The 23,633-nt window shown below is 67.3% G+C and carries 23 protein-coding genes and 7 pseudogenes; 5 read left to right on the forward strand and 25 right to left on the reverse strand.

Features of this window, described 5'->3' with window-relative positions; translation table 11 throughout:
* Positions 1–117: 117 nt before the first annotated feature.
* Positions 118–2,246 (reverse strand): annotated as a pseudogene (gene recA, locus GNX96_RS43450) (intein-containing recombinase RecA).
* A gap of 226 nt (positions 2,247–2,472) precedes the next feature.
* Positions 2,473–2,601, reverse strand: a pseudogene (locus GNX96_RS66545) (DUF3046 domain-containing protein); the annotation flags it as partial.
* 317 nt (positions 2,602–2,918) lie between these two features.
* On the opposite strand from GNX96_RS66545, the gene GNX96_RS66550 reads away from it, so the two are divergent.
* Positions 2,919–3,167, forward strand: a complete 249-nt coding sequence (locus GNX96_RS66550; protein ID WP_390624310.1) for a nuclear transport factor 2 family protein — start codon at positions 2,919–2,921, stop codon at positions 3,165–3,167.
* Positions 3,168–3,340: 173 nt separating this feature from the next.
* On the opposite strand, the pseudogene GNX96_RS43465 reads toward GNX96_RS66550, so the two are convergent.
* The 17 genes and pseudogenes from GNX96_RS43465 to GNX96_RS66570 form a co-directional block, all read right to left on the reverse strand.
* Positions 3,341–4,558: pseudogene (locus GNX96_RS43465) on the reverse strand (cytochrome P450).
* 80 nt (positions 4,559–4,638) lie between these two features.
* Entirely contained in the window at positions 4,639–5,616 is a 978-nt protein-coding gene (locus tag GNX96_RS59755; protein ID WP_279583070.1) for a hypothetical protein, read from the reverse strand.
* 48 nt (positions 5,617–5,664) lie between these two features.
* Complete coding sequence (locus GNX96_RS59760) at positions 5,665–5,997, reverse strand: hypothetical protein (protein WP_279583071.1); 333 nt, start codon at positions 5,995–5,997, stop codon at positions 5,665–5,667.
* On the reverse strand, positions 5,951–7,396 hold the full coding sequence (locus GNX96_RS59765; protein WP_279583072.1) for an ATP-binding protein: 1,446 nt from the start codon (positions 7,394–7,396) through the stop codon (positions 5,951–5,953). Before GNX96_RS59765 ends, GNX96_RS59760 begins: the two co-directional genes overlap by 47 nt.
* The gene (locus GNX96_RS59770; RefSeq protein ID WP_279583073.1) at positions 7,306–7,761 is read right to left on the reverse strand and encodes an AfsR/SARP family transcriptional regulator; all 456 of its coding nucleotides are present in this window, start codon (positions 7,759–7,761) and stop codon (positions 7,306–7,308) included. Before GNX96_RS59770 ends, GNX96_RS59765 begins: the two co-directional genes overlap by 91 nt.
* A 22-nt stretch (positions 7,762–7,783) precedes the next feature.
* The gene (locus GNX96_RS66555; RefSeq protein ID WP_390624311.1) at positions 7,784–8,008 is read right to left on the reverse strand and encodes an aldose epimerase family protein; all 225 of its coding nucleotides are present in this window, start codon (positions 8,006–8,008) and stop codon (positions 7,784–7,786) included.
* Complete coding sequence (locus GNX96_RS59775) at positions 7,908–8,417, reverse strand: aldose epimerase family protein (RefSeq protein ID WP_313885941.1); 510 nt, start codon at positions 8,415–8,417, stop codon at positions 7,908–7,910. Before GNX96_RS59775 ends, GNX96_RS66555 begins: the two co-directional genes overlap by 101 nt.
* Positions 8,390–9,001, reverse strand: coding sequence for an aldose epimerase family protein (locus GNX96_RS59780; RefSeq protein WP_279583074.1), 612 nt, complete (start codon positions 8,999–9,001; stop codon positions 8,390–8,392). The genes GNX96_RS59775 and GNX96_RS59780 overlap by 28 nt, the downstream gene beginning before the upstream one ends.
* Positions 9,002–9,044: 43 nt before the next feature.
* Complete coding sequence (locus tag GNX96_RS43480; RefSeq protein ID WP_163573341.1) at positions 9,045–9,932, reverse strand: carbohydrate ABC transporter permease; 888 nt, start codon at positions 9,930–9,932, stop codon at positions 9,045–9,047.
* Positions 9,932–10,900, reverse strand: coding sequence for a carbohydrate ABC transporter permease (locus tag GNX96_RS43485; RefSeq protein ID WP_279583075.1), 969 nt, complete (start codon positions 10,898–10,900; stop codon positions 9,932–9,934). The genes GNX96_RS43480 and GNX96_RS43485 overlap by 1 nt, the downstream gene beginning before the upstream one ends.
* The gene (locus tag GNX96_RS43490; RefSeq protein ID WP_279583076.1) at positions 10,897–12,081 is read right to left on the reverse strand and encodes an ABC transporter substrate-binding protein; all 1,185 of its coding nucleotides are present in this window, start codon (positions 12,079–12,081) and stop codon (positions 10,897–10,899) included. The genes GNX96_RS43485 and GNX96_RS43490 overlap by 4 nt, the downstream gene beginning before the upstream one ends.
* 20 nt (positions 12,082–12,101) lie before the next feature.
* A pseudogene (locus GNX96_RS66560) lies at positions 12,102–12,176 on the reverse strand (hypothetical protein); the annotation flags it as partial.
* 347 nt (positions 12,177–12,523) lie between these two features.
* Positions 12,524–13,909: an MFS transporter gene (locus tag GNX96_RS43495; protein WP_279583077.1), complete on the reverse strand. Its 1,386-nt coding sequence runs from the start codon at positions 13,907–13,909 to the stop codon at positions 12,524–12,526.
* 138 nt (positions 13,910–14,047) lie between these two features.
* The gene (locus GNX96_RS59785; protein WP_279583078.1) at positions 14,048–14,347 is read right to left on the reverse strand and encodes a hypothetical protein; all 300 of its coding nucleotides are present in this window, start codon (positions 14,345–14,347) and stop codon (positions 14,048–14,050) included.
* A 5-nt stretch (positions 14,348–14,352) separates the two neighbouring features.
* Positions 14,353–14,592, reverse strand: coding sequence for a hypothetical protein (locus tag GNX96_RS59790; RefSeq protein WP_279583079.1), 240 nt, complete (start codon positions 14,590–14,592; stop codon positions 14,353–14,355).
* 14 nt (positions 14,593–14,606) lie between these two features.
* Positions 14,607–16,100, reverse strand: a complete 1,494-nt coding sequence (locus GNX96_RS43505; RefSeq protein ID WP_279583080.1) for a leucyl aminopeptidase — start codon at positions 16,098–16,100, stop codon at positions 14,607–14,609.
* Positions 16,097–17,490 (reverse strand): annotated as a pseudogene (locus tag GNX96_RS66570) (aspartate aminotransferase family protein). The gene GNX96_RS43505 and the pseudogene GNX96_RS66570 overlap by 4 nt, the downstream one beginning before the upstream one ends.
* A 67-nt stretch (positions 17,491–17,557) precedes the next feature.
* On the opposite strand from GNX96_RS66570, the pseudogene GNX96_RS59800 reads away from it, so the two are divergent.
* From GNX96_RS59800 to GNX96_RS43525, 4 genes and pseudogenes are all read left to right on the forward strand, one after another.
* Positions 17,558–17,668, forward strand: a pseudogene (locus GNX96_RS59800) (LysR family transcriptional regulator); the annotation flags it as partial.
* Positions 17,669–17,746: 78 nt separating this feature from the next.
* A complete protein-coding gene (locus tag GNX96_RS43515; RefSeq protein ID WP_279583087.1) occupies positions 17,747–18,382 on the forward strand; it encodes a LysR family substrate-binding domain-containing protein in 636 nt (211 codons plus the stop codon).
* A 65-nt stretch (positions 18,383–18,447) separates the two neighbouring features.
* Positions 18,448–18,699, forward strand: coding sequence for an antitoxin (locus tag GNX96_RS43520; protein WP_163573344.1), 252 nt, complete (start codon positions 18,448–18,450; stop codon positions 18,697–18,699).
* The gene (locus tag GNX96_RS43525; protein WP_163573345.1) at positions 18,696–19,109 is read left to right on the forward strand and encodes a type II toxin-antitoxin system VapC family toxin; all 414 of its coding nucleotides are present in this window, start codon (positions 18,696–18,698) and stop codon (positions 19,107–19,109) included. Before GNX96_RS43520 ends, GNX96_RS43525 begins: the two co-directional genes overlap by 4 nt.
* An 8-nt stretch (positions 19,110–19,117) precedes the next feature.
* Here GNX96_RS43525 and GNX96_RS43530 read toward each other — a convergent pair whose 3' ends face one another.
* The 6 genes and pseudogenes from GNX96_RS43530 to GNX96_RS43545 all read right to left on the reverse strand — a co-directional run.
* Positions 19,118–19,750 carry a TetR/AcrR family transcriptional regulator gene (locus GNX96_RS43530; RefSeq protein ID WP_163573346.1) on the reverse strand — a complete coding sequence of 211 codons (633 nt, stop codon included), beginning with the start codon at positions 19,748–19,750 and terminating at the stop codon, positions 19,118–19,120.
* Between the two features lie 25 nt (positions 19,751–19,775).
* Positions 19,776–20,741: an aminotransferase class I/II-fold pyridoxal phosphate-dependent enzyme gene (locus tag GNX96_RS43535; protein ID WP_313885939.1), complete on the reverse strand. Its 966-nt coding sequence runs from the start codon at positions 20,739–20,741 to the stop codon at positions 19,776–19,778.
* Positions 20,648–21,103 (reverse strand): GntR family transcriptional regulator, encoded by a 456-nt coding sequence (locus GNX96_RS61915; protein ID WP_313885940.1) that lies wholly within the window; start codon positions 21,101–21,103, stop codon positions 20,648–20,650. Before GNX96_RS61915 ends, GNX96_RS43535 begins: the two co-directional genes overlap by 94 nt.
* An 8-nt stretch (positions 21,104–21,111) precedes the next feature.
* Positions 21,112–21,615 carry an anhydro-N-acetylmuramic acid kinase gene (locus GNX96_RS59805; protein ID WP_390624309.1) on the reverse strand — a complete coding sequence of 168 codons (504 nt, stop codon included), beginning with the start codon at positions 21,613–21,615 and terminating at the stop codon, positions 21,112–21,114.
* Positions 21,616–21,661: 46 nt separating this feature from the next.
* A pseudogene (locus GNX96_RS66575) lies at positions 21,662–22,257 on the reverse strand (anhydro-N-acetylmuramic acid kinase).
* A gap of 52 nt (positions 22,258–22,309) precedes the next feature.
* A partial coding sequence (locus GNX96_RS43545) for an NPCBM/NEW2 domain-containing protein (protein WP_279583084.1) occupies positions 22,310–23,633 on the reverse strand: 1,324 nt, incomplete at its 5' end.

Consider the following 23,633-nt stretch of genomic DNA (forward strand, 5'->3'; position numbering starts at 1 on the left):
CTGCTCCGGGTCACTCGGGCCGTCCTCAGAGGGACCTGGAGGGGGTTCACCGGTTGAGTGACCCGAGCGCCCCGGAGCAGGAATTCTTTCGGTGGACATCTGGCGGTCGCACCGGGCCTAGAAGTCGACCGGTGCCGGCACTGTCGCGTCCACGTCGACCACCGCACCCACCCCGAGCTTCTCCTTGATCCGCTTCTCGATCTCGTCGGCGAGGTCCGGGTTGTCCATCAGGAACTTGCGGACGTTCTCCTTGCCCTGGCCGAGCTGATCGCCCTCGTAGGTGTACCAGGCGCCGGACTTGCGGACCAGCCCCTGCTCCACACCCACATCGATGAGCGAGCCTTCGCGGCTGATGCCGTGCCCGAACAGGATGTCGAACTCGGCCTGCTTGAACGGCGGAGCCACCTTGTTCTTCACGACCTTGACCCGGGTCCGGTTGGCGACCGCGTCGCCGGAGTCCTTCAGCGTCTCGATCCGCCGCACGTCCAGCCGCACAGACGCGTAGAACTTCAGCGCCCGGCCACCGGTGGTCGTCTCCGGGGAGTTGTGCACGATCACACCATCGGCCAGATAGTTGTGCGACCCCTCAACCTCGATGTCGAAGCGGTGCATCGACCTCGTGGGCGGCTTGATCTTCACGTCCAGCACCGGAGCGGGCACTGGCAACACCCGAGGCTCAATAAATTCAGGCTCGACCGCGAACTGACCACGGAACCGCTCCAGCAGCTTGTGCTGCATCGACGGGTGGACATACGGCGCGATCAGCTCGTGCAGCTTTGCCGTTTCTTCCTTGGCGAACGTGAGAACCGCCATTTGACGGGCACCGCGCAGCGCAAAGCTTCGGATGGAGATCGAACGCACCGGCGAGGTGCTCGACCAGCCGTTCCCGGGAGCCGGGGCTCATCGCCTCGACACAGATCTCCGAGCGACCGCTGCCCTCCTGCGTTCGCACCTGCAATCCCTTGGAGCGGTTGGCGAACGAGCCGTCGTCGGCATACCAAATGGCCAGGGACAGCGGAGTGAGCGCTTTCAGATATTCCCAGGACAGATGCTTGTGACCGTCGCCGAGATAGACCGCCTGCCGCAGCTCGGCAAGCTCGGGCAACGGCGTCAGGTCAACGAAGCCTGCGTTCTTGGCATTCGTCGTACGCGTCTGGTCGATGTTGCCGAACAGCGACGCCTTCCAGTCCAAATACTCCACTTGCTGCGCGCCATGGCCCATCCGGAACCGAGTGCCAAGGCTGCCCGGGATACGGCTGGGAGACAGCGCCGCGTCCCCCATCAGGCCGCCCAGCACCACATCCCACTGCTGAGAGCTGAGGCGGTGGTTCTGGGAGCATCACCCGGTCACCGGGGATGAGTTCACCCGCCTCACGCCATCCACCTGGAGTCCGCACCAGGTGATTCTCGGTCAGCCCCATCTGAGCGCGCCCATTTCCACCGGGGCGGGCAACGGTGATCTGGAGGAACTTGTCAGCGACTCCGTTGTCGAACCAGTTGACGATCTTCTTCGGCACGACCTTGTCGGTCTCGGGGTCGTACGACAGGACCTCGACCGGCATCTTCTGGTTGACGATCTTTCCGATCTTTTCCTGTGTGCCGTCCGCGAGGCTGATTCGGGTGCCGTAGGAAAGACAACCGAACATGACGCCGATCTTCTCGCGCAACTGGTTGATGAAAATCGCGGTGGTGCCCGTGTTGCTCAGCGCACCGGTCATCTTGCGCAGCGCCTGGCTCATCAGCCGAGCCTGCAGGCCGACGTGGCTGTCGCCCATCTCGCCCTCGATCTCGGCTCGCGGCACCAGCGCGGCCACCGAGTCGATCACCAGGATGTCCAGCGCGCCGGAGCGGACCAGCATGTCGGCGATCTCCAGGGCCTGCTCACCGGTGTCCGGCTGGGAGACCAGCAGCGCGTCGGTGTCCACCCCGAGCACCTTGGCGTAGTCCGGGTCGAGCGCGTGCTCGGCGTCGATGAAGGCCGCGATGCCGCCAGCTGCCTGCGCGTTCGCCACCGCGTGCAGTGCGACGGTCGTCTTACCGCTGGACTCCGGGCCGTAGATCTCCACCACCCGACCACGCGGCAGGCCGCCGATGCCCAGCGCCACGTCCAGCGCGATCGAGCCGGTCGGGATCACCGAGATCGGCACGTGGCCTTTCTCGCCGAGCCGCATGACCGAGCCTTTGCCGAACTGCTTGTCGATCTGCGCGAGGGCCAAGTCGAGGGACTTGTCGCGATCTGCTGCCATGAGGTGCCCCACCTGTTGGTCGTCGGTGCTGGTTCGTCCCGACCGTACGGCCACGGTCGGACATTTTCGGGTCGACCTCGCCGAACTGTGACAGAAACTCGACCTGTGGAAAGCGTACCGAACACCTGTTCGACGGTGTACGCCGACACGCCGGTTCAGATTCAGCGCATCTTGGCCGGGATGTCGAAGGCCTGACAAACCGCCCGCCACACCCCTTGGTGTCCTCGCCGTCCGCCAACGCCTGCTGGATCGTCCGCCCGCCGAGCTGCGGGATCACCTGGTCAGCCGCCACCGACGTGGCGTACCCGGCGCCGAACTGCAGCTCCATCCGCTCCCAGAACTCACTCAATCGCACGCGGAGAGCTTAGGCCCTGTCCCCCGACAACCTGGCCAGCGCGTCACTGTACCTACTAGTATGTACGACCATGACAGTCTCCCACTCCCCCGCCCGCTACGGCCGCCATGCCATCAATCGCCTCGCCGCGGCCACCACTCCAGGCATCCCCGGAGCCCGGGCCGCTCTCGAGTCCTTCTACTACGCCCTCAACCAGCGCGACATCGATGCATTAAGGGAGGTCTGGACACACACATCCACTGGCCCAGCTCAACAACCCACTCGGCGGAATCTGCGCTGCGCGGCGACGCGACGCGATCACCAACCTCTACTCCCACATCTTCACCGGCCCAGTACGACTAACCGTCGAATTCGGCGACATCGTCGAATACGCCGGCACCGACCACGCCGTCTTCGCCGGCCGAGAAACCGGCGAGTACGTCATTGACGGCACAGCCACCCCGCTATCCATTCGTACGACCCGATATTTTCTTTACGAGTCGGGAAAATGGACACAGTTCCACCACCACGGGAGTATTGACGACCCGGTTGCTTTAGAGGCATACCAACACGCCGTAGGCAAATGAGACCAGCCCCGAACGTAACGATACGGCGAAGTTACCATCGGACATACCCTGCTCCGTACCAAGTCACCCACAGTCAAAACCGCACCCCTCCGCAGCCCTTTCCGCACATCCAGGCGCATCCAACTCCCCATCCAGACCGAAGTGGGAAATTGTCGTACTATCCTGAAATCAGATCAGACCCAGGTGACCAGCAGGGCGTGAACTCCGTAGATATTCATGTCAGTCTTGAGTTTCACCTCACTGGCCGAGACGGCGAGCCGCATAGTCGGGAAGCGACGCAGCAGCCCTTCGAAACCGGCGCGCATTTCGATGCGGGCCAGTTGTTGACCGAGGCATTGGTGTACGCCGTGACCAAACGACAGGTGACCGCGGGCCTTGCGGTGGATGTCCAGGGTGTCGGGGTTGTCGAAACGTTTCGGGTCGTGGTTCGCGGCCAGCAGCGAAACGACGACCGTTGATCCCTTGCCGATCGTTTCACCGCCGAGTTCGATGTCTTCGGTGGCGTACCGGTAAAAGATGTCGCCGATCGACAGGTAGCGCAGCAATTCCTCAGTCGCATCGGGCAGCAGCTCCGAATGGGCGCGCAGTTCGGCCAGCTGCTCGGGGTTTTCCAGCAGCGCGAAGGTGCCCAGCGCCAGCATGTTCGCGGTGGTCTCGTGGCCGGCGAGCACAGCAGCAGGAAGGCGACGCCGGTCAGCTCCTCAATGGTGAGGTCGTGCTGGCTGGCGAGGTCGGACAGGATGTCGTCGACGGGCTCGGCGCGCTTGGCCATGACCAGGCCGGCGAGAAAGGTGTTCAGTGCGACGAGGGCGCCCATCTTCTCCTCGAGCGTCTGGTCCTTGACCAGGAACTGGGCGGAGTTGGCCTGGAAGGTCTCCCGGTCGTCGTACGGGACGCCGAGCAGTTCGCAGATCACCAGCGACGGCACCGGCAGCGCGAACTCCTTGACCAGGTCGACTGGCGGAGTCAGCTGTGCCAGGTGATCCAGTTGCCGCTCGGCGATCTCGCCGATGTGCTCTTCGAGCTGCTTCATGCGTTTGACGGTGAACGCGCTGATCAGCCGCTTCCGCAGCCGGCCGTGGTCCGGCGGGTCCATCGCGATGAACAGGCCCGGCATCGGCGGGGACGGTTCGGTGGCGACGGGCATGCCAGGGGTCTCGAACGGTACGTGGGATGAGGTCGAGGTCCAGCCGGGAGCTGAACCGGGTGTCGGCCATCAGCTGGCGTACGGCGTCATAGCCGGTCACGAGCCAGCCCTGGTGCCCGTCGGGCATCACGATGGGACTGACCGGGCGAGCGTCGCGCAGCCGGGTGATCGCGCGGGGCGGGTTGAAAGGGCCGGCGTCGCGGTCCACCGGAAGGCCGTGCGGGATGGCGACTGTCTGACTCATGTGAGGTTCCTTTCGGGTCGCCACCACCCTCGCCGGCAGCCCAGACACGCGTCTGACACGGCCCTGACACCGCTCCACGGTCAAGAAGCGAGCGTGACCTTGACCAGTTCACTCAAGGTGGCCTGTGCGCCTTCCAAGGTCGCCTCGGCGAACCGGGTGTCACCGAGTCGATCCCGCGCGGCCCGCTCGATGCGGGCCGCGTCCGGCTGGGAACGGTCCGGCAGTCCACGTACTCCGGTGCTCGCCGCCAGCAGCCGCGCGGCCTGTTCGTACTGCTGATCACGCAACGCCAGATCCGCGATCCCGATGACGACCTGGGCGATCAGGGCAGGACTGCGCCCCTCGGTCGCCGACTGGAACGCGGAGGCTCGGTGTTCGCGGGCCTCGGCCAGATCCTCGGCCAGATAGCCGAGAAGGTCATGTGTCATCGCGTGGAAGGATTCCCGTGCGACGGCGTCACCCAGCATTTCGGTCGCGACGCCGAGCTGCCGGTACGCCTGCTCGGCGTCGCCGCGCCAATGAGCCAGCTCCGCTTTCGCGATGGCCAGCTCAGCCAGCGCGTTCGGCCAGGCGACCCGGACGGCATACCGTTGCGCCTCGGCCATCGCGGCCGCGCTGGACTCCTCATCGCCGGACAACCAATACAACTGGGCCTGCCGCGATCGCATCGGCACCACATCCTCGATGGCGCCGACCTCGGTGACGACCGCGATCGCCTGCTCGTAAAGCTCGCACGCGCCGCCGAACTCGCCCCGCATGGCGATGCGATTCGCCAGTTCCGTCAGGGCGAACGCCATTCCCCACCGCTCGCCCAGCGTCCGGAACTCGGTCAGGGCCAACTCCAGATACGGCTCCGCGTTCTGAACGTCCTGACCCAGCAGGATCCGCATCCTGCCCAGTTGCAGCCGAGCCAGGGCGCGCACCCAGGCGTCCTGGTCGTCCAGCAGCGATTCCCACGTGGTCAGGTACGCATCGGGCCCCTGCAGCGTGTATTGCAGCGCCGCGACCAGCCGTACGACCGGGTGATCGACCCGCACCCGATGACTGATCTCGTGCACCTTGCCAATCCCACTCCGCCGCCCGCCGTTCGTCCGCCCGACCCGAGGTCAGGACCGCCGCGACCAGTCCGTACGCGATGGCCCGAATCTCGTCGCCGACCTCGCCGGGCGTGCTGGTGGCGGCCAGCAGCAGCTCGTTGCCCTCCGCCTTGTGGCCAGCCAGCCACCAGTACCAGCCAGCGGCGGCGACGAGCCGCATCGCGCCGGCTCCGTCGCCGGCCGCCCGACCGCGGCCCGTACCGCGGCGGCGATGTTGTCGTGCTCGACCTCCAGGGCGGCGAGCCATTCCAGCTGCTCGGCGCGGCGCAGGTGCGGCTCAGCGGTTTCCGCGAGCTCAGTGCAATACCCCGAGGTGAGCGCGCCGCGCCGAGTCCGACTCACCGGCCTCGGTCAACCGCTGGCTCGCGTATTCCTTGATGGTGCCCAGCAAGCGATACCGCGGAGCGCCCTCGCCCGCGGTGACCACCAGCGATTTCTCGGTCAACGCGGTGAGCAGCTCAAGCACCTCCCCCGCTCCAGCGCAGACCCGCTCGGCCGCCTCCAGGCTCGCGCCACCGGAGAACACCGCGAGCCGGCGCAGGACGACCCGCTCCGCGTCGGTGAGCAGCTCCCAACTCCAGTCGACCATCGCGCGCAGGGTCCGATGCCGCGGCAGCGCCGTACGGCTGCCGCCGGTCAGCAGTCGAAACCGGTCGGCGAGGCGGTGCGCGAGCTGGTCGAGGGACATGGTGCGCAACCTGGCCGCGGCCAACTCGATGGCCAGCGGCATCCCGTCCAGCGCCCGGCAAACACGCGCCAAGGTCGACAACGTTTCCTCGTCGGTAGCGAGATCGTTGCGGATGGCACTGGCCCGGTCCAGCAGCAGTCGTACGGCCGGCGCGGCCGCGATCTGCGTGGGGTCGGCGTCCTGCGCTGGTACGACCAAGGGCGCGACCGGCCACAATGCCTCGCCGGTAATGCCGAGGGGTTCTCGGCTCGTCGCGAGGATCCGCAGCCTTGGGCACTCTCCGAGCACTCGATGGGCGAAAGCCGCCGCGGATTCGATCACATGCTCGCAGTTGTCCAGGACCAGCACCAACGCCCGCTCGTGGAGCGCGGCGATGACCCGTTCGATCGGCTCCGCGTCGGACGGATCGCCCAGCAGCGCCTCGCGCAGCTTGAGCGCGTCGAGCGTCGCCTGGGCCACGTCTCCGCCGGCACCGATGGCCGCGAGCTCGACCAGCCAGGCCCCATCGGGTGAGTCGCCCAGCCGGGTACGCGCGGTTTCGGTGGCCAGCCTGGTCTTTCCGGAGCCGCCCGGCCCGATCAAAGTGGTGAGCCGGTGGTCGGCGACGAGGTCGCGGACCGCCCGGATGTCAGCGTCTTTGCCGACGAAACTGGTCAGCTCGGCGCGCAGGTTGGTTTTCCAGGTTTGCGCTGGCCGTGCCAGCTCACCGCGCAGCAACGCGACATGCAGTTCGGAAAGCTCCGGTGACGGGTCGACACCCAGCGTGTCGGCCAGGCTTTCCCTCGTACGCTGGTAAATCTCCAGCGCCTCATTGTCGCGACCAGCGGCGGCGAGGGCCCGCATCAAAGCGCCAACCAGGCGTTCCCGGGCCGGATGCGCGGCCACCAGGTCGATGAGCTCGGCGACCAGCTCGACACCTTGACCAAGGCCGATCTCCGCGTCGAACCGGTCCTCGATGGCGGTCAGGCGGAGCCTGTCGAGCCGGGTGACCGCGCGCGTCGAAAGGTGCGCTTTCCAGCAGGCCGATGTCCTGCATAGCCGCCCCGCGCCCACAACGCGAGAGCCTCGCGCAGCCGCCGTGGATCCTGGTCCTCGCGCGCCTGGCCGACGAGGCGTTCGAACCGTACGGCATCGACGGCGTCGGGTTCCACGGTCAACCGGTAGCCATTCGACTGTCCCTCTATCACCGCGTCCGGCAGTGCCTTGCGCAGCCGGGAAACCAGGCGTTGCAAGGCATTCGCCGCATCGGCGGGCGGGTGCTCGCCCCAAATCCAGTCGACCAGCCTCGCCTTGGGGACGACGTGACCGGGCTCCAGCGCGAGGGCGACCAACAGCCCGCGCAACCGGGCGCCCGGCACGTCGGCGAAGACGCCGTCGCCAGTACGAACCTCGAACGGCCCCAGCATCCCGATGTGCACCCGTGAAACTTTAGGCCGTGTCCTAGGCCACGCCGAATCCGTACGTCGTCTTCGTCGCGTAAACCTGCCCGGGCCGCAGCACGGTGCTGGGGAACGAGGGCTGGTTGGGCGAGTCCGGGTAGTGCTGCGTTTCCAGCGTGAACGCGTCACCCTGGCGGTAGGTCCGTCCGGTGAGACCGGTGAACGCGCCATTGAGGAAATTGCCGGAGTAGATCTGCACGCCCGGCTGATCGGTGGTGCAGGTCAGCCACCGCCCGGATGCCGGGTCGTACGCGCGAACGACCTGACGGGTTTTTTTTTCCGCCGTGGTAGCCGTTGAGCACCCAGTTGTGGTCGTAGCCGGGGCCGATCAGGATCTGCGGGTGGCCGACGCGTACGTCCTTGCCGATCGGCTTGGCCTGCCGGAAGTCGAAAGGCGTGCCGCCGACCGTGGGCAGGTCGCCGGTGGGGATCAGGTTGACGTCGACCGGGGTGAAAGCGTTGGCGTTCACCTCCAGGATCTGGCCTTCGACGGTGCCCGAGCCCTCGCCCGCGAGGTTGAAATACGCGTGGTTGGTGAGGTTGACGATCGTCGGCTTGTCGGTCGTCGTCGTCGCGTGGTACCCGATGGTCAGCTCGTTGGCCGAGTTCAGCGTGTATTCGACCGTGGTGTCCAGGTTTTCGGGGGGAAACCCATCTCGCCATCGACGCTGACGTAGTGAAAACTCACGCCGACCCGGGAGGTTTCCTTGATGACGGTGGCTTTCCAGACCTTCTTGTCGAACCCGATCGGGCCACCGTGCAACGCGTTTTCGCCATTGTTGATGGGAATCTGGTACGACTTGCCGTCGATGCTGAACTTGCCCTTGGCGATCCGGTTGCCGTAACGACCAATGGTGGCGCCGAAGTACGGGCTTTCGGCGATGTAGTTGGCGAGCGTGGGCAGGCCGAGCAGGATGCTCTGTCGGTGGCCGTGCCGATCCCCGAAAGTGATCGTCTGCAGGGTCGCGCCGTACGTGAGCATCTGCACCTGGACACCATGCGCGGAGCCAAAGGTGTAGCGCTCGACCGCCACCCCGTCGGTAGTGCTGCCAAAAGGCTCGGAGCTGATCGACAGCTTTCCGCCCGTTGGCAGCGCGGACGACGACGGGATGGCGGTCGCCGCGGCGGCCGGTGTCGACCCCCCCATCATGGCTGCCACTCCTCCCACTCCGAGGGCACCGGCTCCCAGCATCACGGCACGACGCGACACGTCAGTCATGGACGTCTTCCCATCTGAAGATTGGTGGCCGGCCCCGCCGGGGTCAGCCCTTGATGCCCGTCTGGGCCACGCCCTCGACGAGATAGCGCTGCAGGAAAAGGAAAACCAGCACGAGCGGCAGAATAGAGACGGCCGCGCCGAGGAACACCTCGTGCAGGTTGATGGTCTGGGCGGTGATGAAGCTGGAAAGCGCCACCTGCACCGTCCACGAAGATGGGTCCTGGCCGATCACCAGCGGCCACAGGAAGGAGTTCCAGGCGGCGATAAACGTGATGACCGCGATCGCCGCGTAGAACTGCAGCGAGTTCGGGAACACGATCCGCCAGAACGTCCCCCAGTAGCTCAGCCCGTCCACTCGGGCCGCGTCCTCCAACTCCACCGGGAAATTCAGGAAAAACTGGCGGAACAGGAAAGCCACGAACCCGGAGAACAGCCCCGGGATGATCAGGCCACGCAGGTCCGACACCCACCCGAGCGACGACACCAGCACGAAACTGGGCACGAACGTGACCGCGCTGGGAATCATCAGGGTGACCAGCACAGAATAGAAGACTTTGTTCGCGTGCTTGTACGGAATCCGGGCCAGGCCGTAACCGGCCATCGAGCCGAGCAGCAACTGCCCAGCGGTCTGTACGACCGCGATCAGCCCGGAGTTGAGCAGCGCGTGCCCCATCGGCACCGACGGGTCGGAGAACAGCTCTCCCAGGTTTTCCCAGTGCAGGCTGGACGGGAAGAACGTCCAGTTGGGCGACGTGATGTCGTGCTCGGAAGACAGCCCGTTGCGCAGGATCAAATAGTACGGCAGCAGGAAAAGCACGGCCGCGATCACCAGCACGGTGTAACGCAGCACCGTGCCCAGCACGCCCCGGACACTGCCGCTCTGGCCGCCGACCGCGCCGACCGGTTTGGGCGCCAGCAGAGAAAAGGCCATTAGTCCGACGCCCTTCCGAATCCAAGGACACGCGCCTGGAAAATGGTGACCACCGCGATCAGGACGGCCAGGATCAGCGCGCCGGCGCTGCCGTGCCCGTAGTCCTGGCTGGCCCCCAGCGCCGTGTAATAGAGATAAACCAGTGGCGGTCGCGCGTACGGCACATTGCCGAGCAGGTTGTAGAACTCGTCAAATGCCTGGTATGCGTTGATAAGGTTCAAGATCAGCACAGCGACGGTGGCCGTACGCAACCCCGGCAATGTCACGTTGACGAAGGTCTGCCAGCCCGGCTTGGCTCCATCGACGTAAGCGGCCTCGTAGAGGTTGCTCGGGATCTGCTGCAGACCGGCCAGCAGCAGGATCATGTAGAAACCGACCTGCAGCCACAGCCGGGCGGTCACGATCACCGGCCAATACCAGGGAAAGCCACCGGTCGCGGACAACCACGGAATCGGGTCGGCGCCGAAGGTGGCGATCAGCGTGTTCGCCAACCCGAACCGAACCCCGTTGAAAATCGACAGCTTCCAGACCAGCGAGCCGACCACGTACGAACAGGCCGCCGGAATGAAGATGACGGACCGGAAGAACGTACGCGCGAACCGGGCCCGGTTGATCAGCACCGCGAGCCCGAGCGCCAGCAAATACGTGGTGGGCACGATGAAAATCGCGAACAGCGTGAAAGTCCCCAGGCTGGACAGGAAAGCGCTGTCCGTGAGCATGTCGACATAGTTCTTGATGCCCACGAAGACATCCGGCACGACGGTGTTCTGGGCCCGGAAGAAGCTCAGGACCAGGCTCCACACGATCGGCACGTAAATGAAGATCGCGAGGCCCACCAGGAACGGTCCGACGAACAGCCAGAACGCGCCCGTACGCCCGCGCACCTGCCGGTTCTTGCGGCGCACCGGCGCCTTCCGAGCGGCAGACCGGGCCGCTGGCGCGACTGTCGAGGTCTGCGTTTCACTCACCCGAAGAGCCTCTTCAGCTCCGACTGGACGATCCCGTCGGCAGTTCCGAGGGCGGCCTTGGGGTCGGCGCCGGACCGCAGGATCTTGTTGCCGGCGTCGGACACCGCGGTGGCCATTTTCGGGGTGAAGGCGATGTCATCGACGATGCCGAACTGGCCGGCCAGCTTCACCGCGTCGGCGGCCTGACCCGTCTGAAGCTTGGTCGCCTTCGTCGCCACACTCTTGCGCGGCGGGATGTGGAAGCCGTAGTCCAGCGACCACTCCTCCTGGTATTGGGTCTGGTCGATCCACAGCCACTTCACGAACTTCTTCGCCGCGTCAACGTTTTTACCCTTGGCGTTGACGAAAGTCGACCAACCGCCGTTGTAGACGACCTGCTTGCCCTGGGCGCCGATGGACGGGATGGCCATCACCCCGAAGTCGTCGCCAAAGGCCTGCTTGATCTGCGGCAGGGCCCACAGGCCGCACCATTGAATGGCGACCAGTTCCTGGATGAACGCGCTCGGGTCGGTCCACTCGGTCGGCGCGCTCTGCAGCACGGAGCCGCTGGTGTAGAGCTCCCGCAGCTTGGTGAAGGCGGCAATGACCTCCGGGGTGAGCAGATTCGACTTGTGGTCCGCCGAAACGACTGAGGTCCCCGCCGCGGCGAGATACGGCGCGATGTGATCGACCACGAAGTTCTGGCTGCCGAAATAGACACCCTTGGTCTTGCTGTTGGTGAGTTTCTTCGCGCCCGCGATCAGCTCGTCGAAGGTGGTCGGCGGCTGCACGCCGGCCTTTTGGAACATGCTCTTGCGGTAGTAAAGGAACTGCGGGTCATCAATCATCTTGATGCCGTAGATCTTGCCTTCGTACGTGTTGAGCTTGACATCCGCGTCAGTGAAATCATCCTTGACCGAGGCGAAAATATCGTCCAGCGGCGCGAGCTGACCAGTCTTGATCAGCTCGATGTTGAGCTGGTCCTCGAAAACATCGGGCGCACTGCTGGAAAGCAGGCCACTGGCGAGCTTGCTCCCATAGTCGCCCGGAACCCACTGCACGGTGACGGCCGCGTCCTTGTACGCCTTGGCGAACTTCAGCGCGGCCTGCTGCGTGCCCTTTTCACCGTACTGGTGATACCACTGCTGGAGGCTGCCGGCGCCACTGCTCGCGCGGCCCGAGTTCGAACCGCAGGCGGCCATCGAGGCGCCGCCGCCGCGCCGGCGACGGCCATCCCGCCGACGGCCCGCAGGAAGGACCGGCGACTGAAGCCGCCCAGCGGCGTTGAGTCTGACATTTTGCGATGACCTCCGTGGGTGATGCAGGGGCTTGGCGTACGGGAAGCCAGCTGGCAGCGAGCCGGCGTCGGTGAAGTTGGCTGTCGGATGCTATCCGGGGGTGGGCGCGACGGCCCACGGATGTCGGCGTCTTCGCGGCGCGTGCGAGAGCGGCAGGACTCACACTCGCCGATCGCCGCACCCTCACCGCCTCGCCACCGGAACACGTACTGAGATCGGCATCACTCTGACGTATGGCGACAACGTTGTAAAGAGTTTGCTTCTGGTGTCTTGACTACCGTGAGAGTCACCAACCCCGCAAGGACCGACAATTATCGGCGGAAACGACAAAAATCAAAAATCAACATCACCGCTCGGTGATCTCAGCCAGCTCCGGCTCGTCCACCGATTCCTGCCCCGGCCGGCCCAGCATGAACCACCGCGCCGCCACCGCCGCTACCAGCAACAACACCGCGCCGAACCCGGCCGCCAACTGCAACCCGCTGACGAACGCCGTACGAGCGGAGGCGGCCAACGCCGCGCCCATCGCGGCTGGCAGGTGCGCGGCCTCTGACAACGCTCCGCCGACCGAGTCACCGGCGGTGATCGGGTCAGCACCAGCCGGTACGACGATTTGTGCGCGGTAAACAGCCGTGAGGATCGTTCCCAACAGGGCGATCCCCAGAGCCGTACCCAGCTCGTACGCCATCTCCGAGACCGCCGACGCGGCGCCGGCCTTCTCCTTGCGAACACTGCTCAGGATCAGGTCCGCGGTCACTGTGGTGGACACGCCAGCGCCCAGCCCGAGCACCACCATGATCACAGCGATCTGCAGGTAAGGCGTGTTGGCGGTGAGTACGACGATGCCAGCGAGGCCCAGCCCGACCATCGCCAGCGCGGCCGGCACCACGACCCGTGGGGACAGCGCGGCAGCCAGCCGGCCGGCGCACAGCGCTCCCACCGCGGCGGCCGCCACCGCCGGGATTTCCCGCAGGCCCGCCTGCAGTGGCGAATATCCCTGGACCAGCTGGAAAAACTGGGACACGAAGAACGCCACCGCGGTCAGGCCGACGATGGTCAGCAGGTCGGCGAGCACCGCGCCGGAGAACCGCGCGTTCGCGAAGAGCCGCAGGTCCACCAGCGGCGACTCGAGCTGTTTCTGTCGCCGGCCGAACAAGACCAAGGCGACCGCTCCGGCGACTCCAGCGATCCACGCGAACGGCTGCGCCGGCCCGTACGCGGCGATTTCCTTGATCGCGTAAACGACACCGACCACGCCGACCATGGACAGCCCGACGCTGGGCAGGTCCCACCGGCCCGGATGCGGGTCGCGGGACTCCGGCAGCACCTTCGCGCCGATCACCACCAGCAGCACCATCACCGGGATGTTGATCAGGAACACCGAGCCCCACCAGAAGTGGTCGAGCAGCAGCCCACCCACCAGCGGGCCGACGGCCGCGCCGGCCGAGGCCGCCGAGCCCCAGATGCCAATCGCCAGCGACCGCTGCTTCGGGTCGGTAAAGATGTTGCGTATCAACGAAAGCGTCGACGGCATCAGGGTCGCACCGGCCACCCCGAGCAGCACCCGGGCGGCGATGAGAACGCCGGCGGTCGGTGCGTACGCGGCCGGGATGGATGCGAGGCCGAAGCCGACGGCCCCGATCAGCAGCAGCTTCTTGCCGGCCGATCCGGTCGCCGAGGGTGCCCATCGTGACCAGCAGACCGGCGAGCACGAAGGAATACGCGTCGCCAATCCACAGCACCTCGGTGGCGGTAGGGCGCAGGTCCTCGGTGAGGTGCGGCAGCGCGAGCCCCAGCACAGTCGCGTCGATCGAGATCAGCAGGACCGCGAGCGTGAGCACGCCCAACGCGGTCCAGCGGCGAGCCGCCGTCATCGTTCGTTCTCCCCTACTCCAGCTAACAACGTCTGTTCCGTCACCAGTCCCACGTCCCGGCTGGCCAGCCGGCCCTGCTGCGCGGCCTGCGCGGCACCGCCGAGCAGCGAGTAGAACGCCTCGGTCATCCACATCGCGGACAGATCCACCCGAAACACGCCCTCGCGTTGACCGCGTTGGAAAAGCTCGGTGATCACCTGGTCCAACTCGGCACCCTGCGCATACACCTCATCGATCGACTGCTCGCGATAAAGCAGGTTGAACAGGTCCGCGACCGGTACGAGCTCGACGATCACCCGTTTCAGCGCCTCCCGCGCATCGCCGCGCCCCGCGCCGGCTCGGCGACCTCCAGCGCCGCCTTGCCGCGGCGAAGGCTCAGCTCCGCCAACTCCCGTACCAACGCCCCGCGCCCGTCCACCAACCGATGCAGGCTCGCCCGACTGATGCCAGCGGCCCGCGCCACCTCCGCCATCGACGCCCCGGCATTGCGTACGAGCAACCCCGCCGCCGCCATCAACACCGCGTCCCGATCAATCGTCACGAGACTTAACACTATCACCTGAGACATTTCTGTCTCGCGAGGGCGCTAGTGCCGATTGCTCTGGCTCTCCAGGAAATGGACGAGTGCGCGGATAGTGGTGCCAGTGGCTCCGGTGGGGATGTGTCCGTACGGAGAGCCGGAGTTGTACGAGGGGCCGGCGATGTCGAGATGTGCCCACGGGATGCTCGGCGGGATGAATCGGGACAGGAACTCGGCGCCGCGGAGCATGCCGCCGGAGGTGTCCGGAGATTCCAGTTCGCGAGGTCCGCGACAGGTGATTCCAGTTGTGCCGCGATCTCCTCTGGTCTTGGCATCGGCCAGATCGGCTCCCCGGCGTGGCGGCCAGCGGCGGCGAGGGCGTCGGTGACGTGGTGGTGTCCCATCGCGCCGGCGGTGCGTCGACCCAGCGCGATGCGTTGGGCACCGGTCAGGCTCGCGACGGTGAGCACCTGGTCAGGCGCGTCTTCGCAGGCGCGTGCGACGGCGTCGGCCAGCACCAGCCGGCCCTCGGCGTCCGTGTTGCGTACTTCGACGTGGAGGCCGTTGCGCATGGCGAGGATGTCGCCTGGCCGGTAGGAGGCACCGCCGACCATGTTTTCGGCGAGTGGCAGGTATGCGGTGATGTCGAGCGGAAGGCGCAGTGCCGCCGCCACCGTGACGGTCGCGAGGACGGTCGCGGCGCCGACCATGTCCTTTTTCTGCTCCAGCAGGCCGTCCCGCGACTTGAGGGTCAGGCCGCCGGAGTCGTACGTGATCCCTTTGCCGATCAGGGCGATCGACCGGACCGGGTCCGCACCGGACCAGCGGAGCCGCACCAGCCGGGGCGGCCGGGTCGACCCGGCGCCGACCGCGACGATGCCGCCGTACCCGCCGTCGGCGAGGTCGGTCTCGTCGAGGACGCTGCCGGTCAGGCCGGCTTCCTCGGCGGTGGCGAGCGCGAGGTCGGCGAAGGAGCCCGGGTCGAGGTCGTTGGGTGGCGTGTTCACCCAGTCCCTGGCCTGATTCACCGCGGCGGCGAGCAGACTCGCTCGGGCAACCGCCGGTTCGTGGTTACCGGGCACGAGCAGGACGACTTCGCGCACCGGCCGCGACCGGGCCGACGGCTGCCGATAGCGGTCGAATTGGTACGCGCCAAGCAACGCGCCTTCGGCGACCGCCTGCACGTCGTACGCGGTGGCTGACGCGGCCAGCAGGCTGAGCCCAACGCGACCGCGGCCGGCCAGTGCTCGTACGGCCGCACCGGCCGCTCGCCGCAGGGTTTCCGGCTCGGTGGGCGGATCGCCCAGGCCAACGGCAACGACCAACGGGACGGGGCTGGCGGCATCGGCGGGAACCAGGGTGACCTCGCCGGGTGCTCCCGTGGCGCCCAGAATCTCAAGCAGGTGACACAGCCGACCACCGCACGGCTGGTCCGCCGGCTCTGATCCGGCCGCCGGTACGGCACCGGCGTACACCCCGACGGCGAGCGCGTCGACGTCCGCTGACGTACCCACCAACAGCTTGGTCACTGCCGCGCTCCCGCCATCGAAGCAGCAGCCACGTCGGTCAGCGCGGAGTCCAGGATCGTCAAAGCCTCGTCGATCTCCTGGGCGGACACCGTGAGCGGCGGCGCGAGTCGCAGGGTGTTGCCTTCCCGGATGCCGGGTCGCAGGCCGCCGACGATCAGGCCCCGCTCCAGGCAGGCCACCGAAACAGCGGCGGCCAGTTCGGGAGTCTCGCCGCCCCCATCCTTGTCGCTGTCCACGATCTCCAGACCGGCGATCAGTCCGATGCCGCGAGCGTCGCCGGCGAGTCGGTGCCGGGCCGTCAGCTCACGCAGCCCATCCATTAACCGCCGCCCCATCCGTTCGGCGTTTCCGGGCAGGTCCTCGGTTTCCATCACGTCGAGGTTGGCGAGTGCGACCGCGCACTGGAAAGGGTCACCCTGGTGGGAGGCGGACTGCACGAACCCTTTTGCCAGAGCGGCCGCGGCGATTTCCCTGCTGGTGATCACCGCCGCCGCTGGCACCCCACCGCCGAGCGCCTTCGAGGTGACGACGATGTCCGGTACGACCTCGGTGTGCTCGAAAGCAAACCAGCGACCGGTCCGGCCCAGGCCGGTCAAGGCCTCATCAGCGATCAGCAGGGCGCCTCGCTCGTCGCAGAACCGGCGAACCTCGCGGGCCCAGTCGGCCGGACCGGGATGATGCCGCCAGCGCCCTGGATGAATTCCACGATGACGGCGGCGGGTTCGCCGGAGCTGGCTCGGTCGATCATCTCCACCGAGTGTCGCCAGCACCGCTGGTCGCAGGTGCCGCAGGCGAACGGGCACCGGTACGCGTACGGGGTGTCGATGTGGACGATGCCCGGCATTTGAGGTCCGGCGCCCCGCCGCATCCGCCGGGTGGCGGAGGACAGGCCGTAGGCCGAGGCCGTACGACCGTGGTAGCCGCGGGCCAGCGCCACCACCTCGAACCGTCCGGTGACCAGCTTGGCGATCCGCAGCGCGGTCTCGTTCGCCTCCGAACCGGTGCTGCAGAAGAAAGTCACCCCGAGTGGGTCGGGGGCGAGCGCGGCCAGCCGCTCGGCGAGCTGGATCCGGGCCGGAGTGGTGAACCGGTTGCCGATCTGCATGAGGACAGTCGCCTGCCGGCTGATCGCCTCGGTCACCGACGGGTGTGAATGGCCGGTGTTCATGCAGAACTGCCCGGCCTCGAAGTCGAGGAATCGCCGGCCGTCGACGTCCCACAACTCGCAGCCGCGGCCGCGTTCCAAGACCAGCGGAGGTGCGTACGGAGACTGGGCGACGACCTCACGGTCGCGTTTCAACCACTGCGAAGAACTCATGTCCCAAACGCTAAAGATGGCAGACTGATTAGTCCAATGAAACAATCTGATCTTTTGATCGATATGATTCATCGATGGACACTGACCTGCTCACCTCGTTCCTGGAGACCGCCCAACGGCTGCATTTTTCGGGCACGCGGCCGAGCGTCTTGGGCTGACGCAGCCCGCACTCAGCCACCAGATCCGCCGGCTGGAGCAGCAGGTCGGGGTGACGCTCTTCACGCGCACCAGCCGGCAGGTCCGCCTCACGGCGGCCGGCGAGGTGTTTGTCACCGAGGCGCGCCGAGTGCTGGCCGATCTGGAACGGGCCGTGACGCACTGCCGGTCGGTGGCCGCCGGCGGCGCGGGCCAGCTGCGGATCGGTTCCATCGGCGCGGCGCTGAACAGCGTGACGCCCAAGCTGGTCCGCGGTCTGCTCGGCGCGCTGCCCGGACTCGCCGTGCGAGTCACCCAGCTGGACACTCCGGTGCAGCTGGTTGCCTTACGTGCCAACGAAATAGACCTCGCCGTGGTACGGGCGGCCGGTCCGGCCAGCGGCATCGTGTTGGCGGACCTGTTCTGCGAACCGATGGTTCTCGCGCTCCCCGCCCGCCATCGACTGGCTGCCAAAAGCGTGCTGTCCGCCGCGGACCTGCGCGATGAGCGGTTCGTTTTGTGGCCGCGTACGACCAGCCCTCTCTTTCACGACCAGGTCATGGACTACTGCGCCCGGGCCGGCTTCGTCCCCCGCACGGCGATGGAAGGCGCCGACATCGAAACCCAGCTCGGCCTGGTCAGCGCCGGCATCGGCGTCTCCCCGCAACCCGCGTCCTTTGCTGACCTGGGCCGCAAAGGCGTCACCTTTCGCCCACTGCACGAGGCGCCGCACTCCACCGTCCAACTGGCTTGGCTGCAGGCCTCCCCGCCGCCACACCTAGCCGTCGCTCTCTCGGCCGCCCGCGCCGCGGGGGTCAGGGAGCCTTAACGGCCGCCCGTCCACCAACCGATACGTGATGTACACTTTTGATATCTATCAATCTCGGAGGGTTGATGTCCGAAACCTCGGTGGCCAAGGTGTTCATGCACGGCCGGAGCCAAGCAGTCCGGCTTCCCAAACAATTCAGAGTCGACGGCGGCGACCGCGTACGGGTGCGACGGGTCGCGGCGGGAATCCTGCTGGAACCCATCGCCTCCAGTGTCGACGCCTGGTTTGCCGAACTCGATCGGTTCGCCGACGTGCCGTTCATGGAGGATGGACGGCAGCAGCCACCAATGCCTCCCGACACGGACATTTTCGAGTGAGTTACCTCCTGGACACCAACACAGTCGTTGGCGTGATCCGGAACAAACCGGTGTCCATCAGGGAGCGCCTCCGCGATGCCATCGACAGCGGCACCGAGGTTGCTGTTTCCTCCGTAGTGATTTTCGAGCTCTGGTACGGCGTCGTCGCGCGAAGCGCGAGGCAACGAGAGAACGCCGAACAGGTTCGCCTGTTTCTCGCCGGTGACGTTGAAATCGAACCGTTTACCGAAGAGGACGCCGAAATAGCAGGTGCCTTGCGAGCCGAACTCAACGCGACCGGTTCACCCATCGGCCCGTACGACGTGCTCCTCCCAGCCCAGGCCGTTCGGCTCGGCGCGGTGTTCGTCACCGGCAACGTCGGAGAGTTCAGCAGGGTCAAGAAGCTGCGGTGGGAAGACTGGAGCACCTGACCAAGGGGTCAGGGGCTCTTGGTGACCCGGGTAATGCGGGCGCGGACGGCGCGGCGGGCGATGGGGCCCAGGTCGTCGAAAACGTCGATGAGGATGGCCAGTTGGTCGAGGGCGGCGATGGCGCCGCGGGCCGCCGCATCGTCGACGCCGCCGAGCAGTTCCAGGCCGATGAAGGCGGCGCTGACGGCGTTCGCGAGGCCGGCCACGTCGGCGACTTCGGCCAGCGGTGAGCCGGCGATCTGCCGGCGTACGACCGACTCGATCTCGACGGTCCACATTCGCAGCGCGGCGGCGACCGGCTCGACGAGCTTCGGGTCGCTTTGGGCACCGGCCAGCAGTTGCGCCAACACCGACACGTTGCCGAGCTTGCGCTCGTCGGTGAACATCACCCGGCCGATGTCCAGCAGCTCCCGCATCGACCCAGCGGCGGCGAACCGGTCCGAATAGTCGTCAACGCGCGCTCTGGCGGCGGCGACGCTGGCGGCCGCGAGCAGCTCGTCGACGCTTCCGTAGTGGTAGAAGACCAGCGCCTGGTTGACTCCGGCGGCGGCGGCGATCGTACGGGCCGAGACGCCGGCAATGCCGTGCTCGCGCAGCGCGGCCATCGCCCCGTCCAGCAACCGCTGCTTGGTGTCACTCATGCCGATAAGCCTCCCAGACCAGCGGTCAGACGGCGTAGGAGCGGGCTCTGGGGTGGAGAGCGGCGGCGACCGAGGTGGCGAGGCTGGGGAGCTCGGCGAGGTCCAGCGGGCTGAGGGTGATGCGGATGGCCGGTTCACTGGTGACGCGATACATCCGGCCCGGCGCGACCACCCAGCCGGCGTCCAGAAGACGCGCGCAGACCGATGTCTCGTCGGGGACGGGGATCCAGACGTTCAGGCCTGACTTGCCATAAGCGCCGACACCGCGCTCGGCGAGGGCCTCGACGAGGGTCGTACGGCGGAGGTCGTACGAGTGGCGGGCGCGGCGGACCAGCGCGGCCACCTCGGGGTCGGACCACAACGAGACCAACACGGACTGCAGCACGGTGGAGACCCAGCGGGCGGACAGGCCGTGGCGGCCTTCGACCCGGGAGATGGTCTCGTCGTCGCCGGTGAGGATCGCGCAGCGTAGGTCGGGTCCATAAGCCTTGGAAACGGACTGGGCGATCGCCCAGTTCGCGGTGGTGCCGGCGAGCGGGTGGAACTCGGTGCTGGCCAGTTCGCCGATGTGGTCGTCGTCGATCACGATGACCGCGGGGTGCTCGGCGAGGGCGGCTCGCAGCACCTTCGCGCGGGCGGCCGAAATGCTGGCGCCGGTCGGGTTCTGCGCGCGGGTCGTCACTACTAGCGCGCGTGCGCCGCGGCGGATGGCGGCCTCGACGGAGTCGGGCATCGGACCGTCGTCGTCGACGCGTACCGGCTCAGCGGTCAGGCCCATCGACGTCAGCAGGTCCAGCATGTTCGCCCAGCCCGGGTCCTCGATCGCCACCTGGTCGCCGGGGCGCAGGTGGGCGGCCAGTACGCGTTCGATGCCGTCCATCGCGCCGCTGGTCACGGTCAGCGAGGGCGGGTCGATGCCGTACGCGGCGAGGCGGTCACGGGCCATCGCCTCCAGCGGTTCGATGGGCGAGACCTCCCCGCCGTAGAGCACCGGCTCGGGCTCCAACCTGCGCAAATGCGGGCCGAGCCGGGGCAGCAGGCGGGGGTCCGGGCTGCCGCTGGACAGGTCGCGGGCGCCGACCGCACCGGCAGCCGCAGGTTCAGTCGGGCGGTGACCGTCGGGGCCGCCCGCACCTGGGTGCCGCGCCGGCCACCGGTCTCGACCACGCCCCGCTGCCGGAGCATCCGGTACGCGGCGGCGACGGTGCCAGGGCTGACCGTAAGGTGGACGGCGAGCGTACGCACCGCCGGCAGTTGGTCGCCGGGCGCGAGTTCGCCGGACCGCACGCCGGCCTCGATGGCGCTGGCGATCCCGGTCGACGTGGACCCGCTGAAAGCGAATGGTGTCGGCACAAAGCCAATTATGTACCTGTACGAATTTCGGGCTGGATCCGCAGGTGGCGCGGGGTGCCGACGGCCGGCGCCGGCAGTCTGAGCGGCCCGGCCCCAGGTGTGTACGAGCCGAGAATCCGGGCCTCGCGAGCGCCGGTCACCGACGGCACCGCGCCCGGCAGTCCGTGCCACGACAGGAACCCCAGCACGGCGAAGGCATAGGCCTCCTTCGCGTCCGACGGCACGCCGAGCGCGTCGATGGTGCCGACAGAAGCGCTGGTCAGCTCCCCCAGCCTACGCATCAACACCGGATTGCGGACGCCACCGCCGGACGCCAGCACCTCGGTGACGCCGTGCCGGTCCAGCTCGGCGGCGACCACCCGTGCGGTCAGCTCGGTGAGGGTGGCCAGCACGTCCTCCCCGGAAAGGCCGGCGGGCCGGAAACGTTCGAGATAGCCGGCGTGGAAGAGTTCCTTGCCGGTCGACTTGGGCGGCTCCCGGCGGTAGTACGGCTCGGCGAGCAACACCTGCAAGAACTCGTCGTCGACCTTGCCAGCGGCCGCGTACGCCCCATCGATGTCATACGGAGTCCCGAAAAAACCGCCGGGCGGCCAGGTCGGTCAACGCGTTCGCCGGGCCGAGGTCGTAGCCGAGCACGTGCGCGAAGCGGTCGATCACCGTCGCGTTCGCGATACCGCCGAGATTCAGCGCGCCGCCCGCGGCCGGTCGACGCCCAGCAGCAGCACGTCGAACGCTGGTACGAGCGGGGCACCCTGACCGCCGGCTGCGATGTCCGCCGACCGCAGGTCGGACACCACCGGCAGGCCGGTACGGGCGGCGATCCAAGCCGGCCGCCCCAGCTGCAACGACCCTTGCGCGCGGCCGTCGTCGATCCAGTGAAAGACCGTCTGGCCGTGCGAAACCACCAGGTCACCGCCGTACGCCCGGACCGCCAGCGCCGCCGCCTCCCCGTACGCCCGACCAAGCAGCGTGTCCAACTGGCAGACCCGCTCGATGGTGGTCTGGTTCGGCGGCAACAACGCGCCGATCCGGTCGGTGAGCTCAGCGTCGTAGGGCACCATCTGCGCTCCGAGCGGCGTCATCGCGATGTCGCCGTCAAGGAACTCGAGCTCGGCCACCGCCACGTCGATTCCGTCGTACGACGTACCGGACATCAGACCCACCACCCGCACCGCGCACCCCCATCAAAATCTCTTCGACAGCATGTCAGCAGACCAGGCTCGCGCTCGCCCAGTCCGCGTGGTCATAGTCCATGCCGTCCGCGGTGTTGCCGACGACGAGGTGCACCTGCGAGCGGCCGGTGATGTCCACGTCGATGGTGACCGGGGTGCCAGGAGTGACCGTGGGACTGGTGTAGAGCGTCGTCGAGTCGCCGACCACCGAGAACGTCACCGTGCCATGTGCGCCGACCTCAGCGTCGACGCCGCCGACCGCGACCAGCCGGTGGCACCCGCTCGCGACGAAAGCGATGTCGCTCGGGCCGTGCGCGCCGATGCCCTTCGGGTACGAGACGCCGGCGACCGTGATGACCCCGCCGTCACCGGCCGGTTGCTCGCCGTTGGACTGGTCACGCTCAGCCGGCCCCCAGGCGTTGGTCGACGACGTCCACGCCTTGTCGCTGACGTACGCACCCGTACTCACCGCCGAGCACGTCACCTGCGGTTCCGCCCAGTCCGAGTGGTCGTAGTCGATGCCGTTCCGGGCGTCCGTCACCCGCAGCTCCAACGCCTGGACCCCAGCGATGGGCACGGTCAACGCGGTCGCCGGCTGGCCGCCGGACTTCACGTCCGAATACGCCAGCAGCCGGCCGTCGCCGTAGACCGCGAACCGCACCAACCCCCCCTTGCCGCTGCCCACTTCGTCGTCAATGCCAACATTCGCCGAGAAACGCGTGCAGGAGCCGCCCAGCCACACGTTGACCGCGGAGTCCGCGTGGACGCCGAGCCCATGCGCGTACGCGGTGCCGCCAATCGACAGGCCGCGGCCGTCACCGGCGGCCTGCTCGCCGTTGGACTTGTCGCGCTCCACCGGACCCCAGCCGTTTGACGAGGTCAGCCAGGTCATCGCGGAGACCTGGTACGTGCCGGCGGCGAGCGCTGCGGCGGTCGTACCGGCCCGGCCGACCCGGAACATCGCCACGCCATGGGACGGAACGCTCGCCGAGATCGCGCCTGTGGAGGTCGAGGTGGCGCCCGACCACAGGTCCTTCAGCGCGTACGAAGTGGACCCACCGATGCCGATTTCGGCGGCAGTCGTGGAAATCGTCGCGGTCGCGCCGGAGCGGTTGAAAAGCACGGCGGTCACCGAGCCGTCCGACATCGGTTTCGCCCAGACCTGCGTGTCCCCGAGATCGCGGACCCGGCGGCCCTGCGAGCCACCCCAGTCCTGGTCCACTGCGATCACGTCCGGGTTGGCGATGGTCGCCTTGGTGGCGGCCGACATCGAGGTGAGGTCGTTGCCCAGGATCAGCGGCGCGTTCATCAACGCCCACAACGAAAAGTGTGAGCGCGCCTCGGTGTCGGTCAGGCCG

This window comes from Fodinicola feengrottensis, from assembly GCF_010993775.1.
In the GTDB taxonomy this organism is placed as follows: Bacteria; Actinomycetota; Actinomycetes; order Mycobacteriales; family HKI-0501; genus Fodinicola; species Fodinicola feengrottensis.